Below are 16129 nucleotides of genomic sequence, written 5' to 3'. Positions count from 1 at the left end.
TATCTCAAAACCTTGATTATCCATTTTTGATATAGTATAAATCATAACTCCTTAGACTTTATGAGATAGAACAATGGCAACGATAGGCTATAAGCGAGTATCAACAACAGACCAGAATACAGACCGTCAATTAGTAGGTATGGAGTTTGATAAGGTATTTGAAGAGCATTGCAGTGCTTCTACGATAGACCGCCCTGTATGGTCTGAGTGCCTTAATTACCTTAGAGAAGGGGATAAGCTTTACATCCACTCATTAGACCGTGTGTGCCGTTCTGGGGCTGGTGACGCTGTAGCAATAGTGGAGCAGTTAACCACCAAGCAAGTATCAATAGAATTCATCAAAGAAGGTCTAAGCTTCAACTCTACTATGTCAGCAGCTCAGAAAGGTGTCTTAGGCATTCTTGCTTCAGTAGCACAGATGGAGCGAGAGCTTATTAAAGAGCGTCAACGTGAAGGTATAGAAGCGGCTAAAGCCAAAGGTAAGAAGTTTGGCAGACCTTCAAAGGCAACCCCTGAGCAAGTTAAAGAGCTACGTCAGACGCTATCAATAGCTCAAACAGCAGAGAAGCTAGGAATATCGCCAGCAACAGTTAACAGGTTACAAAAAGCATAATTGTGAGTTAGCTCAAAGCGTTACTTGCTGTGCTTCATTGATTTTTCGTATACCAAGCCTCATCTAACTCATATCAGTTAATTAGGAGTTACTATGAGCATAAATATACCAAAGGTCTTTCTGTCCTACTCGCATGATAGTGCACAGCATAAACAATGGGTTTTAGACCTTGCCACAAGGTTAAAGAACGCGGGTATTGACGCTAGGATAGATGCATGGAGTTTGGGGGCTGGTGACGACTTACCTCACTTCATGGAAACTCAGTTAGCTGAAGTTGACCGTGTGATAATGGTTTGTACTGAGAAATATGTAGAGAAAGCTAACAAGGGCACTGGAGGTGTAGGCTATGAAAAGATGATTGTAACCTCATCATTGATGTCCAGCATAGGTGACAAGAAAATCATTCCTATAATTCGTCAGCAAAGCACCAACGATGTTCCTACCTTCTTAAGATCAAAGCTTTATATTGATTTTTCTAACGACAATGAGTTTGAGTCTGTTATTGATGAGTTAATGCGTGAGATACATGGAAGCCCTTTATATAAAGAACCTGAGATTGGCTCTAACCCCTATCTAACAGCAGAAGCTAAACCTGCTGAAAGTAAGATAGATAAAAAGACTGAGCTATTGAAAGCAACAGTTGAAGCTTATAACAAGGGGAAATCGCATTTTACCTTTCATGACCTTCATAGTCTTATGACTTGCTCTAGAATCTTTGCTGAGGTATATATCCAAGAACTAATAGATGAAGGACTACTTATGAGTGAAAGGCAATACTATCAAAGGTATGGACAGCATTTCGATGGTTTTGTATTGACTTCAAAAGCCAAAATTCAAGCAATAAAGCTAGGTTGGATTACCGAGTAACGTCCTTCCCCTTTTATAGTTCTTAGTCAAGCCCCATAACACATACACCTTGGGGCTTTCATTTCGAGACATGTGGTAAATATGTGTATTGCCATTCTTTGATTAACACATATGCTAAGTTAATGACTCACAGTTTATTGGGACTCTACAATGAAACGTTGCCTATGGGTTGAAGGTGCTAAACCTGACTATCTTGAGTACCACGATAAAGAGTGGGGAGTTCCTGTTTATGACGATAAGGTGTTCTTCGAGTTCTTAGTGCTTGAATCAGCACAAGCAGGCTTGAGTTGGTACACAATCCTCAAACGCAGGGAAGGCTATAGAAATGCCTTTGCAGAATTCGACCCTATCAAGGTATCTCAGTTTGATGAGGGCAAGGTAGAAGAGTTGATGCAAGATGTTGGTATCATTCGTAACAGAGCAAAAATACTAGCCGCTATTAACAATGCTCAGTGCTTCCAAGAGATACAACAAGAGTTCGATAGCTTTAGCAATTACGTCTGGGCGTTTGTTGGTGGGGAGCCATTGGTTAATACCTATGCTGAAGGTGAAATGCCACCTGCTACAACTAAAGAATCAGATGCTTTAGCGAAAGACCTCAAGAAGAGAGGCTTTAAATTCCTAGGCACAACAACGATTTACGCTTTCATGCAGGCCTGTGGGTTAGTTGATGACCATAGCGAGGACTGCTTCAAGAGATGATTTATTGTAAATACACCTAGAAAGTACTCATATATGAACGCGTAACAGATTGTTTCCCCTACAAACTTAAAGCCTCTTTTCTTCAAAAACTTACTCATCGCTTTAGATTGCTCGGTAGAAGCGGGAACTTGAGACATCTCAGTCCATTGATTCACGAGCACTTGATTATCGACAAATTGCCATAAGGCATTTGAAAGAGAGCCGAACTCTTTCTGTAGTTCAAGTGTCGCTCGAGCATTGTTGTATACCGACGCAATTTTGCCCTTGTGCTTAACCACATCGAAGTTATCAATGATGTGTGGCACGTTGTCTTCATTGAGTGCGGCTAACTTATTGATGTCATAGTTATCAAATGCAACACGATAGCCTTCACGCTTTTTAAGGATCGTAATCCAACTCAGCCCCGCCTGAGCTCCTTCTAAAGTAATGAACTCAAACAGAACTTGGTCATCATAAACAGGCACGCCCCACTCTGCATCGTGGTACTCCCTTTCAAGCTCGTGTTTAAGTGCCCATGCACAGGTTCTATCCACTGTATTCGCTTCCATTCCGATAGTCTCTTTTAGTAATCGTACATAAAAATAATGCCCCATTCAGGGGCATTATTTCAAAGGTTAATTAGCGTTAAGCCACTTCAATTTTATGGAATAGACGATACAGCACAGGTACCACGATTAGCGTCAGTACAGTCGCAAAGCCCAAACCAAACATGATGGTTACTGCCATTGGTTTGAAGAAGATATCGGGCAGCAGAGGGATCATACCTAAAATAGTGGTGATCGCCGCCATACATACTGGGCGAACACGACTCAGTGCCGCATCAACAACCGCGACATACGGGTCTTTACCTGATTTCATTTCAATCTCAATCTGGTCGAGCAGTACGATACCATTTTTGAGTAGCATTCCTGATAAGCTCAAAAAGCCCAACAATGCCATGAAACCAAACGGCGTATTCAAGGCCAACAAGCCCGTCGTAACCCCAATCAAAGCCAATGGAACCGTTAACCAAACAATCAGAGGCTCTTTTACCGAGTTAAACAGGAACACGGTAATCAAGAACATAAACAAGTAACCCATAGGCATAGTGGTAAACAGTGACGCCTGTGCATCTGCTGATGACTCATATTCACCGCCCCATTCAAGATAGTAACCAGGTGGCATCTCAATAGCTTCTATTTGTGGTTGCAAGCGTTTCTGCAGGGTTGAAGCGGTTTCTTCACCTAGTAGATCAGGATCGGCCATTACTGTCAGCATACGCTTACGGTTCTTACGGATGATCAGTGGATCTTCCCATTCCATCTCATAACCCAAGGTCACTTGTTGCAGTGGGATGTATTCACTTAATGCAGGACTCCAGATCTTCATGCCTTCGATATTACGAATGTCGACACGCTCATCTTCGGGTAAACGAGCCACGATCGGCATTAGCGTAGTACCGTCACGGTAAACACCAATCGACATACCAGAGAAAGACATCGCAAGGAAATCATCCACGTCTGACTTAGTAATACCATAACGACGAGCTTGGCTTTCATTGAACTGAGGCGTTAATACCTTAGTTCTTTCACGCCAATCGTGACGAACGTTAAACGATCCGTCATCGGCGCGCATGATATCCATAACTTGAGCTGCGATTGAACGTAAAACCGTTGGATCTGAGCCAACAATTCGCGCTTCAATTTTTGCACCACCACCAGGACCTAATTCAATCTGTTTGAGCTTGTAATCTATCTCGGGGAACTGACCGTTCACGTATTCTCGGAAACGCAGCATCAGTGTTTCAAGTACTTCATAACTCTTTACACGAACCGTTATCTCGCCATATGCGCTATAACTCTTCTCTGGCGCATAAGTCAGCATGAAACGCTGTAACCCCTTACCAGCGGTCGTAGTGATATGCTCAACTTCGTCCTGTTCTGATAACCAGCTTTCCAACACTTTAAGTTTGGTGTTCGTCGCTCTTATATCCGTCCCTTCCGGCATCCACACATCAACTTGGAACATCGGTGTTGTCGAAGACGGGAAGAAAGCTTGTTTCACAAAGCCAAAACCATAAACGCTCGCGCCTAAACCAATAATAAGAACAAACATGGTTAACCAAGCACGCTTCATACAGAACTCGAGGAAGTTTTTGTAGATAACAAAAACCATCCCGTTGTATGGGTCCTTACCTTCGTTATCTGGGTCGACCTTCTGACCTTTAAAGAACATGTCGGCAAAGAACGGCGTGAGCGAGATGGCAGTAAACCAACTCAGCATCAAGGAGATCAGTAGCACCGTGAACAAGGTGCCACAGTATTCGCCTGTTGAGTCTTCAGATAAACCAATTGGAGCAAACGCAGTCACCGCGATAACCGTCGCACCAAGCAGTGGCCATTTGGTTTGGGTTACGATATCTGTGGCGGCCTGCATCCGGGTTCGTCCCTTCTGCGTGCCGATCAATATCCCTTCCACCACCACAATGGCATTATCCACCAGCATCCCCAAAGCGATAACCAACGCGCCCAGTGAAATACGTTGTAGGTCGATCTTAAAGTACTGCATGAAAATGAAGGTGCCGAAAACGGTCAACAACAATATCAAGCCAATCAACAGACCTGAGCGTAATCCCATAAAGAACAGTAACACCACGATTACGATCGCAACCGCCTGTCCTAAGCTCACCACAAAACCACTTACCGACTTGTCTACCTCTTTGGGTTGGTTATAAACCTCGGAGATATCGATACCAACGGGTTGTTGATACTTTAGCTCGGCCAATCTTCGATCAAACGCTTCACCAACCGCGACCACGTTGACACCCTGAGCAAAAGAGACACCAAGATTGAGCGCGAGCTTGCCGTTATAGCCAATGATGTTACTTGGAACTTCAACATAACCACGAGTTACATTCGCCACATCTTTTAGGTAGATGAGACCTTGAGCGCCACCTTCTGTCAGAATCAAGTCACCAAGCTGTTCAACATTCTGGAACTCACCCGTTGGATGGATTCGAATGTACTCGTCGCCAATCCTGACCGCACCAGCACTTGATACAATGTTTTGAGTCGATAAAAGATTAAATACCGTGCTTGGAGAAAGGCCCAGAGAACTTATCCGTTTCATCGATATCTCAATGAACACTTGCTCTTGCTGCTGACCAGAAACAGAGACTTTACTGACCCCATCAACCAATTCCAGCTCACGCCTTAAGTAATCAATATAATCCAACAGCTCTTTGTAACTGTAACCATCCCCTGTTACCGCGAGCAAAATACCGTAAACATCACCAAAGTCATCGATGACTTGAGGATCATTGACCCCGGGTGGCAGTGAGACTTTCAGATCATTCACTTTTCGACGAAGTTCATCCCAGATTTGCGGAAGATCATCTGGACCATAGTTATTCTTCATCGTTACCGTTACCTGAGACAGGCCACGGCTAGAGATAGAGTTCACTTCGTCGACATAGGTAAGCTGTTGAATCGCTTTCTCTAAAGGATAGGTAACTTCTTCTTCCACCTGTTGAGGCGTTGCCCCCGGGTATGAAGTCACAACCATTGCATCTTTGATGGTAAAGGCAGGATCTTCTAAACGCCCCAAACCGAAGAATGCAGAAACACCACCAATTAAGAAGATCAGCGATAGCATCCAACTGATTACTTTGTTGCGAATAAAGTACGCTGCTACACCAGTGATCTGTTCATCACCTTGTTGTTCATCATTTTGGGGCTTGTTATTCACTTCACTCATTGTTTGCCTCCTGAGATAGTACTTCCACTGTCATCCCATCTCGCAATCGCGATACGCCTGCAACAACAACATGCTGCCCCATTTCTAATCCTTTCGTAATCTGCAATGTTTTCTGATTTGCTTTTCCTAACACGACTTGCTGTTTCGATACTGTCTTGTCGTCGTTAAGCACCCATACATAAGAGTTCTGACGCGTTAAATCATCCCCATCAGCGTTAAAAACCGCTTCAATCGGAATCAGTACACCAGCTTTTAAGTCCAACCCGATATCTCTACCGTTTGACGTCACTTCAACCGCCATACCATCCAGAATCAAGTCATCTTCAGGCATAGGCAAAGCAAGCGTCACCGTAAATGTGCCCGTACTTGGATCCGGTTCAGTAGTAAATTCCTTAATACCTGCCGTGTATTCATTGCCACTGGGTACTCTAACCACAGCTTCAACGTTCGCGAGCAATTGTTCGTTCGGTTGATTCACATAGATTTGATCAGGGAGTTGAATCACAACCTCAACATCTTCAACACTGTGAATATTAACGACCTGTTGACCTACCTGAATATTTTCATATTGGTCGACACTGACACGTGAAATAATCCCATCAACAGGGGCACGAAGCTTAGTGAACGACAAGCGAAGTTTTGCTAACTCTAATTCGGCATAAGCAATCTGACGTTGAGCGGCAATTTCATCAAACTGCGACTTAGCCAACAAGCCTTTCTTCACTAGTGGGCTTGAACGTCTGTATTGACTGTTGATTACCGTGTAACGCGCCTGAGCGTTGTCGACATCCAATTGATAATCGGTTGGGTCAAGCTCAGCAATGATGTCCCCTTTAGAAACACGTTCACCCTCTTTGACATCAAGCTTATTAATTTCACCAGCCACACGAAAACTGAGGTGAGCTTTCTCAGCAGCGTTTGCTACTGCAGGGAAATAGAGTTTGTCACTAAAATCGATGACTGAAATCTCGATAGCTTTAACCAAGGGCGAATTACTCACCTCTGCAGATTGCTTATCTTCACAAGCCGTAAGTAAGAGCAAACACGACAGGCCAGCGGCCACTTGAAGTATTTTCATGTTATAGCCCCCTTTCCTTTATCCACTCTCGAACTTTAATGCCCGATTCAAGACCATTGACGCCAGAAGTCACTATGCGATCGCCATCGTTCAGTCCAGAGACGATATGGCGTTTTTCATCGATGACGATTGAGACACTCTCAACAATGCCATCGCTGTTAACACGCCACACAGATACATCATCCCCATCGACTACCATTGCTGACGTTGGAATTTTGGTGGCGGCTGCTAACGCTGAAACCAAATTTACTGTGCCAGACATGCCCGGCAAAATACCCACATCGGTTGGCCTTTCCATTACCATAGTAACTTTGTACGAACCTGTTTTCGGGTCTGCTTCGGTATCCACTTCTTGGAAGGTTAAAGCATAAGAGTTTTCAGGAAATGCATCAAAAACCATGGTTGCATCCGTCTCGAACCCTGAAGAAAAGCGTGTAATAAGTTGGTCGGGTAATAAGAAGACGACTTTAAGAATTTGATTGGTTTGAATATTCATCACGCCTTGTTTAGCAGCGATGTATTCATGGTTTTCAGCCGGAATAATGGAAATTGTTCCATCGTAAGGTGCAACTAGAGTGGTATAGCGAAGGTTTGCTTTGGCTTGATTAAGCATCGCTTTAGCAGAATTATGATTGGCTTTCGCTTGGTCGAAATCTTGCTCTGATACCACTCGGTCTTTACGTAGCTTAATCGAACGTTGGTATTGAACATCAGCAAGCTTAAAATTGGCTCTTGCTTGCTTCTCTAACAGCTGATATTCATCAGGGTTGAGCGTTGCAAGCCCTTCACCTTTGCTGACCTTCTGGCCAGATGTAACATCGATAGTCTGAAGCAATCCAGGAACACGGAATGCCAGTACTGCTTTGTCACCGGCTTCAGTGGTGGCTGGAAAGCTACGTTCAAAGGCATTACTACCGACGGAGACAGTGAAGAGTTTGGCGGGTCTAGAATCAGGTTCAGGTACGGGAGGAAGCTCCTTACCACACCCAGACAACCCAGCTAAGGCTGTCAAAAGGACAACGGAGGCTCGATACATTGGTGATCATCCATATCTATAAATATTTTTATAACATAGATTAATCACATGTAACTTACCAGTCATCGTAAGATTTATTTAGACAAAATTATTAAAAAAAATAACGGCTTGGGATAAATTTTCCTAAACCGTTATCTAATCTTTTTAGACTTATCGTTACATGTTCTTAAAAGCACGGTCGACTTTAAAAGTGTCGGAGGTCACATAAGCTTCCATGTTGCGAACACTGGTCTCTAACTTCTGGAAATCACCCTCTAAAGTGCCCAGTAACGACTCTGCCGTTTGCCCTTTTTCCCAAGGTTTTTGCTTGAGTGTATGCTCTTGCTTGGCTTTCATCTCATCAACATAGTGAGGTGGTTGTTTTTCAAGCATAAATGTCAAAGCTAAATACGCTAATAACACCAGAAAGCTACCACCAAGCAGTGCCGCAGAGATAACTAAGATGCGAACCAACCACACTTCAAGGCCAAAGTAGTTCGCTAACCCTGCACACACACCAGACAATTTGCCGTTAATCGTGTCGCGATACAGTTCTCTACTCATAGTTTCGTCTCCAGTTAGGCGACTCCGCATCCAATATTTTCTCTAGCGTTTTCACTCGGTCTTGCATGGATTCGGCTTGCGCAGAAAGCTTATGCAGACGTTGAAGATCGGTTTCTGAAAGACCATTGCTGGATTTCTTCTTGCTGCGGTAATGTAAGAATAACCATAGCGGTGCCACGAAGATTAAAAAGACAATCAGTGGACCTGCAATTAGAAATGTTGACATAGACAACTCCTAAATTATTTATCGCGGTTTTCAACTTGTTGCTTTAGTTTCGCCAGCTCTTTTTCGATTTCATCTTGAGCTTGTAGTTCGGCAAACTCTTGGTCTAAAGATTTTGCGTTACCCGTTTTAGCGTAAACGTCCGCTTCAGCTTCTAATTCATCCACTTTACGCGAGAATTGCTCAAACTTCGCCATTGCTTCGTTGGTTTTGCTTGAATGCAGATGTTTTTGAACATCACGACGATTGCTCGCCGCATTATTACGAATCATTAATGCTTGTTGCTTTGCGCGAGTTTCTGCAATTTTAGTTTCAAGCTTGCCAATCTCACTGGTTAGCTTTTCGATGGTTTCATGAACCAAAGTTTGCTCGGTGTGCAGGCTCTTGATGATGTCTTCCAGTTTTTGCTTTTCGATTAGAGCTGCTCTAGCTAAATCTTCACGTTGCTTAGTTAGTGCGAGTGTCGCTTTGTTTTGCCAATCTAGAATCTGAGTTTCGATGGCTTCAACTTTACGCGCTAGTTCTTTTTTATCTGCGATTGCTTTTGCTGAGTTAGTACGAACCTCAACCAGCGTATCTTCCATTTCTTGAATAATTAGGCGAATCATCTTTTCAGGATCTTCAGCCTTATCTAATAGTGCACTGATGTTTGAATTTACAATGTCTGCAAAGCGAGAAAAAATGCCCATGAGGAACTCCTTAATTACAATGATGGCAAATGTGTTTTAAGTCGTTATTCGACTCTCAATCCACTTGCTCAAAAATTTACGTTAGTTGTTAAACCTACCATACATAATCCAAGTTGCGTGCCAACTTTTAAGGCATTGTTTATCAATCACTTACGATAAAATGGTGATTAACCCGAATCATGCTATGATGAATTTAACCAAGTATTGGTATTTTTCACCACTACAGCCTTAAGATGACCTTCTTCAGTACTTAAATTGCATAAGGAACCGCTATGCAGCAGAACCTCATTGGTGAGTCACCTAGCTTTCTCTCTGTTTTAGATAAAGTTTCTCAGCTGGCTCCAATCGAAAGACCTATTCTGATCATTGGCGAGCGTGGTACGGGTAAAGAGCTGATCGCACAAAGGCTGCATTACCTTTCAAGACGCTGGGATCAACCGTTGATCTCATTGAACTGCTCAACCCTCAGTGAAGGTTTGATTGATTCAGAACTGTTTGGTCATGAATCCGGTTCTTTCACGGGCTCAAAAGGTCGTCATCAAGGTCGTTTTGAGAGGGCCGAAGGTGGGACACTGTTTCTGGATGAACTCGCGACTACTCCCCTTGCCGTTCAAGAGAAATTGTTGCGTGTTATTGAATACGGACAGTATGAGCGTGTCGGTGGACAAAAAGCTTTAAGTGCCAATGTAAGGTTGGTGTGTGCGACCAATGCCGACTTGCCAGACATGGCATTAAAGGGCGAATTCAGGGCCGATTTATTAGATCGACTGGCGTTTGACGTGATTACTATCCCTCCTCTTCGTGAGCGAAAAGAAGACATCACGCTACTAGCAGAATACTACGCTATTAAGATGTGTCGTGAATTAGAGTTAGAGCTGTTTGTCGGCTTTGCTCCGTCTGCTGTTGAGGCGCTGCTGGATTATTCTTGGCCGGGGAATGTTCGAGAACTCAAAAACGTCATTGAGCGTGCTATCTACCAGCACGGTAAAGATCCATATCCTATTGAATCTTTGGTGTTTAACCCATTTAAGCCCGCATGGGAAACAGAGCAATATTCCACGCAGGAAACTGGCAATGAGCCGTCTAACAGCCATACTTCATCAGAGAGTTCGTTTTCTTTGCCGCTTGATTATAAAGCATGGCAAGAACAACAAGACATCAAGCTACTCAATCAAGCCCTAAAACAGAGCAAGTATAACCAGAAACAAGCCGCAGAATTACTTGGGTTAACCTACAACCAATTACGTGGAATGGTGAGGAAGTATGCGATTGTCGGACAAGCTAACGATAAATAGCTGTCCACACTTGATTATTATTTGGAGCCGAATAAATAAAATGTTAAATTGTCCGGATCTTGAGGCTCCTCTAACGCCTCGTTTCGAAAAGTATTTCTTTTTATGAAAGCACTAATAAGACTATCACTGAGCATCTGTACGCTGAGCTTTCTAGCTGGATGTGGTGAGAGTGTAAATCACGAGCAAATCCGTGAAAAAGGCTTCATTTATTGCGGCCAAGGTAATCCTAGTACCTTCAACCCACAACTGGTTGATAGTGGTATTACCGCAGAATCGCTGAGCCCTCAAATCTTCGATACACTGCTCACTCTTGATCCAATGACTTACCGACCAAGACAGAACTTGGCGACAAGTTGGTCTGTTGATAAATCAGGTACAGAGTACACTTTTAAACTGCGCCCAAATGTTGCGTTCCAAACTACAGAATGGTTTACCCCAACTCGTAGCATGAATGCACAAGATGTGGTGTTTAGCTTTGAACGTGTCATTGATAGTTCAAACCCATTTCATTATGTGGGCGGCGGCCTATATCCATGGTTTGCCGGAATCGACTTCAAAAACCTGATTGTCGATATCACTGCAGTTGATGACTTAACGGTGAAATTCCAATTAAGTCGCCCAGACAATTCATTTCTCAATAATATCGCCACCAGCTATGCGGTCATTCATTCTAAAGAATATGCCAATAAGCTCATTGCTGCGGATGAGAAAAATCAAATCGATTCCAATCCAGTCGGTACTGGTCCTTTTTACTTAGACGAATACCAGATCAATGACCTAGTTCGCTTGAAAAAGAACAAGCATTACTGGAGAGGTGAAGTACAAATGGACCAAGTTGTGTTTGATACTTCACAACGTGGGACAGGCACACTTGCCAAGCTTCTCCGCAGTGAATGTGACGTGTTGAACTCACCTATTTCTAGTCAGATTCCTATTATTCAAGCTCATGAAGAGTTGAAAATTTCCGCCACGCCTGCGGTTAATGTCTCTTTCATCGCGCTGAATACTGAGCACCCAGCCCTGCGTGACTCTCGAGTACGTAAAGCATTGAATTTAGCCATCAACCGTCAGAACATTCTTGACTCTGTATATTACGGTACCGGTACTAAGGCCTACACATTGCTTCCTCCTACTTCTTGGGCTCACCAAAAAGACAGTGTTCAAGTTCGCTACGACCGAAACTATGCGATTGCGCTTCTTAAAGAAGCCGGTGTCGAGCCCGGATTAGAGCTTTCGATGTGGGTACCACTAGAGCCACGCGCATACAATCCAAGCCCAAGAAAAACGGCAGAGCTAATCCAAGCAAACTTGGCCGATATAGGTATTGAATTGAAACTCTATACCGACGACCGATTTGACCGCACACAGTTGTCTTCGATTTCCTCAACAGATTTGTTGCTTACAGGCTGGATAGGCAATACAGGTGATCCTGATAACTTCTTACGTCCGCTTCTCTCATGCAGCTCGGAGCGTGCAGGGTTAAATGTCTCGATGTGGTGTAATTCAGACTTTGATTTCCTCCTCGACTTAGCATTAGAGATCAATCAACAAAGGCACCGTGTGAACTTGTATCGACAAGCCCAAAATATTCTCAATGAAGAAGTTCCTGTGATCCCTCTGGCTCATGGCGTGCAATTCCGCGTGCACGATCGTTCGCTAACCGGTTTTAAGCAGAGCCCTTTCAATGCTCAACCTTTTGATCAAGTCAGAAGAGAGGTGCAGTGATGTTTTGGTATACATTAAGACGTGTAAACTTATTCATTATTACGTTAGGGATTCTGACATTAGTGGGTTTTGCTCTGCTTCGATTAGACCAAACCTCACCTTGGGCAATTCAAGATTTTTGGCCCGGTTGGCTTAGTTATATCACTGAATTGTCGACACTAAACTTTGGTCTAAGCAAACACGGCGTACCTATCATCGATGAGTTGGCCGTGGTTTTCCCTGCAACGCTAGAGCTGTGCTTCTTTGCCTTTGTGCTTGCGCTGTTTATCGGCATACCTTTCGGCACGATTGCAGGTATGAGGCAAGGCAAGTTCGTCGATACCACCATTTCCTTCACCTCAATGGCCGGTTACTCTGCACCTATATTTTGGGTCGCATTGCTGATGATCATGGTCTTCTCACTGCATTTTGAGATGTTCCCAGTTGGCGGCCGTTACGATCTACTTTATGAGATTGAACACGTGACTGGCTTCGCGATGATTGACGCCTTTTTTGCCGAAGGTCGCTACCGCGCACACGCACTACAAAGTGTTATCGAGCACATGGCGTTGCCTTGTCTTGTTTTAGCACTCGCCCCAACGACTCAAGTAATCCGATTGATGAGAGCGTCAGTGGCTGAAGTAATGACGCAAAACTACATCCGCGCCGCTCGAATCAAAGGCCTTTCAACAAGAGAGATCATTACGCAGCACGTGCTAAGAAACGCAATACCTCCGATTATTCCAAAGGTCGGCGTTCAACTATCGAGTATGTTAACGCTTGCTATTATTACCGAGTCTATCTTTAACTGGCCGGGTATTGGTCGCTGGTTATTGGATGCATTATCGAATCAAGATTACGTTTCAATTCAAGCAGGCGTAATTGTAGTGGCAACCTTGGTTTTGACTGCCAACATTCTGTCCGATCTACTGGGCGCGATGATCAATCCACTGGTAAGGAAGGAATGGTATGCTAACAAATAACGTCTACCAAGAAGAACAGATTCCAACCCAGTTCGAACGTTTCTGGCGCAGCTTCCGTAGCAATAATCTGGCTATGTTTGGCTTGTGGTGTTTGGTGCTTATCATTCTGGTTACCGTCACTTCACCGTGGTTAGCACCGCATGATGCACAAGAGCAAACGGGACACCTTCTAACCCCTCCCTCGTGGGATCCTGCGGGTACGGTTGAATACTTTTTAGGTACTGATGACTTAGGTCGAGACATTCTTTCTCGCCTGATTATCGGCTCTCAGCTTACTTTCGGCGCTGCGGTTGTGATTACTTTTATCGCGGCGGTCATTGGTTGCTTAATTGGCGTACTTGCTGGTATGACGCGTGGATTGCTATCAAGCACACTAAACCACCTGCTTGATACGGTAATGTCGATTCCATCTCTTCTGTTGGCGATTATTTTCGTGGCGTTCTTAGGCTTTGGTGAGTTTAATATCTTACTGGCCTTATGTTTGGCATTGATTCCGCGCTTTATACGCTCAGTGTACATTGCCGTGCATGCTGAAGTAGAAAAAGACTACATTTTGGCTTCTCGCCTTGATGGCGCGAACGATTTCTATCTACTATGGAACTCAATCCTCCCTAATATTCTTACCGTGGTGGCACTTGAAATTACACTAGCACTATCAGTCGCAATTCTTGATATCACAGCCTTAGGTTTCTTAGGGCTTGGCGCTCAAGCACCAAGTACTGAATGGGGATCAATCTTGGGTGATTCAGTCGAGCTGATTTACCTTGCGCCATGGACAGTAACCCTACCCGGCTTAGCAATTATGTTTACAGTTATCGTGATTAACCTCGTCGGTGAAGGTGTTCGCCAAGCGCTAAATGCAGGAATCGAATAATGCCGTTACTTGATATTCGACATCTAACTATCGAAATTGAGACTCCTCAAGGGATGGTTAAAGCCGTAGATCGAATGAGTATTACCCTCAATGAAGGCGAAATTCGTGGCTTAGTGGGAGAATCAGGCTCAGGTAAGAGCTTGGTTGCCAAAGCGATCGTCGGAGTTTGTAAAGAGAATTGGAAGGTTTCTGCAGACAGAATGCGCTTAGGTAATATCGACCTGCTGCAACTGACTCCTAAAGAGCGCAGACGTGTAATTGCTCGTGATATCGCGATGATCTTCCAAGAACCTTCTACGTGTCTTGATCCATCGGAAAAAGTGGGCAATCAGCTCATTGAAGCGATTCCTTCCCATGCATTTGAAGGTCGTTGGTGGCAGCGATTTAAGTGGCGTAAGAAACAAGCAATCGCGTTACTGCACAAAGTGGGCATCAAAGACCACTCTCGCTTAATGGATAGTTACTCTTATGAGTTGACCGATGGTGAGTGTCAAAAAGTCATGATTGCTATGGCTATTGCTGCCAAACCAAAAGTCTTGATTGCCGATGAACCAACCAACGATTTAGACCCGATTACTCAGTCTCAGATCTTGCGTCTGTTGAGCCGAATGAATCAGATCAATAACACGACCATCATTCTGATCGGCCATGACTTAACGACCATTACTCAATGGGCGACTCGCATTACCGTTATGTACTGTGGTCAGTCTGTAGAATCAGCTGATACGCAGAAGCTATTGGATGCACCCAAACACCCATATACCGTTGCTCTGCTAAAAGCGATGCCAGACTTTAACGACTGGATTCCCCACAAAGAGAAACTGCAATCTTTGCCAGGATCAATTCCGCCGCTGCAGCATCTTCCTATTGGTTGTCGATTAGGGCCTCGTTGCCCATATGCGCAAAGGCAGTGTGTCGAGATCCCACATACTAAACGTATCAAAAACCATAAGTTTAACTGTCACTTCCCTCTGAATATGGAGAAGAAAAAGAAATCATGAGTGCATTATTAGAAGTCAGTGATTTGTCTAAAGACTTTACGACTCGCTCTGGTCTTTTCCGTAAAAAGATTCATCAGGCGGTGAAACCTGTGAGCTTTAGTCTGGAAGCCGGTCAGACGATTGGTTTTATCGGTCAGAATGGTTCCGGGAAATCAACATTAGCAAGAATGCTCGCAGGCATGGTTGAACCAACCGCGGGCGAGATCCGCGTAAACGGCGAAAAGCTAGAACACAAAGACTACTCGACTCGTTGTAAGCTGATTCGCATGATCTTCCAAGATCCGAATACGTCGCTAAACCCGCGTATACAGATCGGTCGTATTCTTGAAGGTCCATTAAAGCGAAACACCAATATGCCACCAGAGGCTCGTATGCGTCGTGTGAAAGACACACTGTTACGCGTGGGTCTTCTACCAGAACATGCTTACTTCTACCCTCAGATGCTTGCAGCAGGCCAAAAACAAAGGGTTTGTTTGGCTCGTGCCTTAATACTTCAGCCATCCATCATTGTCGCTGATGAAGCGTTGAATGGTTTGGATATGGCAATGCGCTCGCAAATCATCAACCTGTTCTTAGAGTTACAAGAAGAGATGGGCGTATCGTTCGTTTATGTATCCCAACACCTCGGTATTGTTAAGCACATTACCGACAAGATCATTGTCATGCACGAAGGTAATGTAGTTGAGAGTGGGGAAACGGATCAAGTGTTGACCAACCCAACTCACCAAATCACCCAAAGATTGGTTGAGAGCCATTTCTCCAAAGCGCCGAACCACTAATCTGTAA

Annotated in this window: 16 protein-coding genes; 9 read left to right on the top strand and 7 right to left on the bottom strand. The window is 44.1% G+C overall.

What is annotated here, in order from left to right; genetic code table 11:
* Positions 1 to 73 precede the first annotated feature (73 nt).
* The 3 genes from ATB74_RS14325 to ATB74_RS14315 all read left to right on the top strand — a co-directional run bounded on the left by ATB74_RS14325 (position 74) and on the right by ATB74_RS14315 (position 2182).
* The gene (locus ATB74_RS14325; RefSeq protein WP_061018970.1) at positions 74 to 613 is read left to right on the top strand and encodes a recombinase family protein; all 540 of its coding nucleotides are present in this window, start codon (positions 74 to 76) and stop codon (positions 611 to 613) included.
* Between the two features lie 93 nt (positions 614 to 706).
* Positions 707 to 1480, top strand: coding sequence for a toll/interleukin-1 receptor domain-containing protein (locus tag ATB74_RS14320; RefSeq protein WP_061018969.1), 774 nt, complete (start codon positions 707 to 709; stop codon positions 1478 to 1480).
* Positions 1481 to 1630: 150 nt separating this feature from the next.
* Positions 1631 to 2182, top strand: a complete 552-nt coding sequence (locus ATB74_RS14315; RefSeq protein WP_061018968.1) for a DNA-3-methyladenine glycosylase I — start codon at positions 1631 to 1633, stop codon at positions 2180 to 2182.
* Here ATB74_RS14315 and ATB74_RS14310 read toward each other — a convergent pair.
* The 7 genes from ATB74_RS14310 to pspA form a co-directional block, all read right to left on the bottom strand.
* Entirely contained in the window at positions 2119 to 2730 is a 612-nt protein-coding gene (locus tag ATB74_RS14310) for a DNA-3-methyladenine glycosylase I (protein WP_061018967.1), read from the bottom strand. The two genes, ATB74_RS14315 and ATB74_RS14310, sit on opposite strands and share 64 nt — an antisense overlap.
* 76 nt (positions 2731 to 2806) lie before the next feature.
* On the bottom strand, positions 2807 to 5917 hold the full coding sequence (locus ATB74_RS14305; RefSeq protein WP_061018966.1) for an efflux RND transporter permease subunit: 3111 nt from the start codon (positions 5915 to 5917) through the stop codon (positions 2807 to 2809).
* Positions 5910 to 6995 carry an efflux RND transporter periplasmic adaptor subunit gene (locus ATB74_RS14300; protein WP_061018965.1) on the bottom strand — a complete coding sequence of 362 codons (1086 nt, stop codon included), beginning with the start codon at positions 6993 to 6995 and terminating at the stop codon, positions 5910 to 5912. The genes ATB74_RS14305 and ATB74_RS14300 overlap by 8 nt, the downstream gene beginning before the upstream one ends.
* 1 nt (position 6996) lies before the next feature.
* Positions 6997 to 8031: an efflux RND transporter periplasmic adaptor subunit gene (locus ATB74_RS14295; protein ID WP_061018964.1), complete on the bottom strand. Its 1035-nt coding sequence runs from the start codon at positions 8029 to 8031 to the stop codon at positions 6997 to 6999.
* A 156-nt stretch (positions 8032 to 8187) separates the two neighbouring features.
* Positions 8188 to 8574, bottom strand: a complete 387-nt coding sequence (pspC, locus tag ATB74_RS14290; protein WP_029405576.1) for an envelope stress response membrane protein PspC — start codon at positions 8572 to 8574, stop codon at positions 8188 to 8190.
* Positions 8567 to 8800, bottom strand: coding sequence for an envelope stress response membrane protein PspB (gene pspB, locus ATB74_RS14285; protein ID WP_004734605.1), 234 nt, complete (start codon positions 8798 to 8800; stop codon positions 8567 to 8569). Before pspB ends, pspC begins: the two co-directional genes overlap by 8 nt.
* 14 nt (positions 8801 to 8814) lie before the next feature.
* On the bottom strand, positions 8815 to 9486 hold the full coding sequence (pspA, locus tag ATB74_RS14280) for a phage shock protein PspA (protein ID WP_010440091.1): 672 nt from the start codon (positions 9484 to 9486) through the stop codon (positions 8815 to 8817).
* Between the two features lie 272 nt (positions 9487 to 9758).
* Here pspA and pspF point away from each other — a divergent pair, with 272 nt between their 5' ends.
* The 6 genes from pspF (at position 9759) to ATB74_RS14250 (ending at position 16122) form a co-directional block, all read left to right on the top strand.
* The gene (gene pspF / locus ATB74_RS14275; RefSeq protein WP_061018963.1) at positions 9759 to 10781 is read left to right on the top strand and encodes a phage shock protein operon transcriptional activator; all 1023 of its coding nucleotides are present in this window, start codon (positions 9759 to 9761) and stop codon (positions 10779 to 10781) included.
* 102 nt (positions 10782 to 10883) lie between these two features.
* Positions 10884 to 12506 (top strand): ABC transporter substrate-binding protein SapA, encoded by a 1623-nt coding sequence (sapA, locus tag ATB74_RS14270; RefSeq protein ID WP_060982809.1) that lies wholly within the window; start codon positions 10884 to 10886, stop codon positions 12504 to 12506.
* Positions 12506 to 13468, top strand: coding sequence for an ABC transporter permease (locus ATB74_RS14265; RefSeq protein ID WP_060982810.1), 963 nt, complete (start codon positions 12506 to 12508; stop codon positions 13466 to 13468). Before sapA ends, ATB74_RS14265 begins: the two co-directional genes overlap by 1 nt.
* Entirely contained in the window at positions 13455 to 14342 is an 888-nt protein-coding gene (gene sapC / locus ATB74_RS14260; RefSeq protein ID WP_060982811.1) for a putrescine export ABC transporter permease SapC, read from the top strand. Before ATB74_RS14265 ends, sapC begins: the two co-directional genes overlap by 14 nt.
* Positions 14342 to 15343 carry a peptide ABC transporter ATP-binding protein gene (locus tag ATB74_RS14255; protein ID WP_060982812.1) on the top strand — a complete coding sequence of 334 codons (1002 nt, stop codon included), beginning with the start codon at positions 14342 to 14344 and terminating at the stop codon, positions 15341 to 15343. Before sapC ends, ATB74_RS14255 begins: the two co-directional genes overlap by 1 nt.
* Positions 15340 to 16122 carry a peptide ABC transporter ATP-binding protein gene (locus ATB74_RS14250; RefSeq protein ID WP_017060304.1) on the top strand — a complete coding sequence of 261 codons (783 nt, stop codon included), beginning with the start codon at positions 15340 to 15342 and terminating at the stop codon, positions 16120 to 16122. The genes ATB74_RS14255 and ATB74_RS14250 overlap by 4 nt, the downstream gene beginning before the upstream one ends.
* The last annotated feature ends 7 nt before the right edge of the window (positions 16123 to 16129 follow it).

Origin of the sequence: Vibrio splendidus, from assembly GCF_001557875.1 — a bacterium.
Taxonomy (GTDB): Bacteria; Pseudomonadota; Gammaproteobacteria; order Enterobacterales; family Vibrionaceae; genus Vibrio; species Vibrio splendidus_F.
The sequence above is the reverse complement of the archived record's forward strand: the minus strand, read 5'-3'. Positions and strand labels throughout refer to the sequence as shown.

What these genes read in the sequence shown, in the direction of transcription:
- ATB74_RS14325 (WP_061018970.1), top strand. Translation starts at nt 74, where the DNA reads ATGGCAACGATAGGCTATAAGCGAGTATCAACAACAGACCAGAATACA.
- ATB74_RS14320 (WP_061018969.1), top strand. Translation starts at nt 707, where the DNA reads ATGAGCATAAATATACCAAAGGTCTTTCTGTCCTACTCGCATGATAGT.
- ATB74_RS14315 (WP_061018968.1), top strand. Translation starts at nt 1,631, where the DNA reads ATGAAACGTTGCCTATGGGTTGAAGGTGCTAAACCTGACTATCTTGAG.
- ATB74_RS14310 (WP_061018967.1), bottom strand. Translation starts at nt 2,730, where the DNA reads ATGGAAGCGAATACAGTGGATAGAACCTGTGCATGGGCACTTAAACAC.
- ATB74_RS14305 (WP_061018966.1), bottom strand. Translation starts at nt 5,917, where the DNA reads ATGAGTGAAGTGAATAACAAGCCCCAAAATGATGAACAACAAGGTGAT.
- ATB74_RS14300 (WP_061018965.1), bottom strand. Translation starts at nt 6,995, where the DNA reads ATGAAAATACTTCAAGTGGCCGCTGGCCTGTCGTGTTTGCTCTTACTT.
- ATB74_RS14295 (WP_061018964.1), bottom strand. Translation starts at nt 8,031, where the DNA reads ATGTATCGAGCCTCCGTTGTCCTTTTGACAGCCTTAGCTGGGTTGTCT.
- pspC (WP_029405576.1), bottom strand. Translation starts at nt 8,574, where the DNA reads ATGAGTAGAGAACTGTATCGCGACACGATTAACGGCAAATTGTCTGGT.
- pspB (WP_004734605.1), bottom strand. Translation starts at nt 8,800, where the DNA reads ATGTCAACATTTCTAATTGCAGGTCCACTGATTGTCTTTTTAATCTTC.
- pspA (WP_010440091.1), bottom strand. Translation starts at nt 9,486, where the DNA reads ATGGGCATTTTTTCTCGCTTTGCAGACATTGTAAATTCAAACATCAGT.
- pspF (WP_061018963.1), top strand. Translation starts at nt 9,759, where the DNA reads ATGCAGCAGAACCTCATTGGTGAGTCACCTAGCTTTCTCTCTGTTTTA.
- sapA (WP_060982809.1), top strand. Translation starts at nt 10,884, where the DNA reads ATGAAAGCACTAATAAGACTATCACTGAGCATCTGTACGCTGAGCTTT.
- ATB74_RS14265 (WP_060982810.1), top strand. Translation starts at nt 12,506, where the DNA reads ATGTTTTGGTATACATTAAGACGTGTAAACTTATTCATTATTACGTTA.
- sapC (WP_060982811.1), top strand. Translation starts at nt 13,455, where the DNA reads ATGCTAACAAATAACGTCTACCAAGAAGAACAGATTCCAACCCAGTTC.
- ATB74_RS14255 (WP_060982812.1), top strand. Translation starts at nt 14,342, where the DNA reads ATGCCGTTACTTGATATTCGACATCTAACTATCGAAATTGAGACTCCT.
- ATB74_RS14250 (WP_017060304.1), top strand. Translation starts at nt 15,340, where the DNA reads ATGAGTGCATTATTAGAAGTCAGTGATTTGTCTAAAGACTTTACGACT.